General features: G+C 70.9%; 2 protein-coding genes. Both read right to left on the minus strand.

Annotation, left to right across the window (positions count from 1 at the left end; translation table 11 throughout):
* Positions 1–556: response regulator (locus tag FV223_RS27760; RefSeq protein WP_147729891.1), on the minus strand; the 556-nt coding region annotated here is incomplete at its 3' end.
* On the minus strand, positions 553–1,348 hold a 796-nt coding region (locus FV223_RS27765; RefSeq protein WP_246689839.1), incomplete at its 5' end, for an ATP-binding protein. The genes FV223_RS27760 and FV223_RS27765, both read right to left, overlap by 4 nt.

Below are 1,348 nucleotides of genomic sequence, written 5' to 3' on the forward strand. Positions count from 1 at the left end.
CGCGCGTCCCGGGCAGCTCGGCTTCGCTGCGGCCGAGGCAGCCCGCGACGTCGAGGCCGAGCAGCGCCGCCTTTCGGGCGTTGAGGCGCAGGAAGCGCCCGGCCGCGTCCTTGAACGAGATCGCGTCCTCGGAATGGTCGAGCAGGCCGCGCAGCAGGGCCCGCTCGGTGGCGAGCTCCCGCCCGAGCGCATGGCGCTCGAAGGCGTTGCGCACGGTGCCGCGCAGAAGGTCCGCGTCCCAGGGCTTGGCGACGTAGCCGCTGATCCCGCCGCGGTTCAGCGCGCCGATCACGGCGGTGATGTCGGCGTACCCGGTGAGCAGGATCGCCTGGGCTTCGTGGAACCCGCGCATCTCGGCCAGCAGCGCGTCGCCGGTCATGCCGGGCATGCGCTGGTCGGACAGGACGACGGCGATGTCGGGATCGTCGCGCAGGATGGCGAGGGCGTCCACCGGCTTCGTCGTCGTGACGATGCGGTAGGTGTCCTCGAACAGGTCCTCGAGGGCGATCAGGATGTCCGGCTCGTCGTCGACGGCCAGGATCGTGCCTCTGGTCATACGGTCGCCGTCTGCCTCGGAATCCCGATCACGAAGCAGGCCCCGCCGCCGGGAGCCGTCTCCACCGTGAGCGAGCCGCTATGCGCCTGAACCACGCTGTAGGCAATCGCGAGGCCGAGCCCGGTTCCGGCCCCGACCGGCTTGGTGGTGAAGAACGGCTCGAAGATCTTCTCGCGCAGGTCCTCGGGGATGCCGGGGCCGGTGTCGCTGATCCGGATCAGGTCGGTCTCGGGCGTGGTCTCGGTGACGACGCGGATCCGCCCGCCCTCGGGCATCGCGTCGGCGGCGTTGCCCAGGATGTTCATCACCACCTGGTTGAGCAGCGCCGGGGTGCAATGGATCTCGGGGCGCCCCGCGAAGTCGCGCTCGACGGCGATGCGCGAGCCGAGCTTGTGCTGGATCAGCGCCAGCACCGTCTCGATCGCCTCCGGCACGTTGACCAGGGAGCGCTCGCCCTCGTCGAGCCGCGAGAACTTGCGCAGGTTCAGGACCAGGTCCTGGATGCGGGTCAGGCCCATGCGCATCGCACCGACGCGGTCGCGCGCCTTGGCCAGGCCCTTCTGCGCCGCGGGGTCGGATTCGGGCATCGGCAGCTCGCCGAGCACGCGCTCGACGGTGCCCTGATGCGCGAGGATGAAGGCCAGCGGGTTGTTGATCTCGTGGGCGATGCCGGCGACCAGCTCGCCGAGCGAGGCCATCTTGGCGGCCTGGACAAGCTTGGCCTGCGCGTCGGTGAGCTTGCGGTTGGCGAGCGCGAGGTCGTCGTTGGCGCGCTCGAGGGCGTCGGCCAGC

This window comes from Methylobacterium sp. WL116 (assembly GCF_008039455.1).
GTDB lineage: Bacteria > Pseudomonadota > Alphaproteobacteria > Rhizobiales > Beijerinckiaceae > Methylobacterium.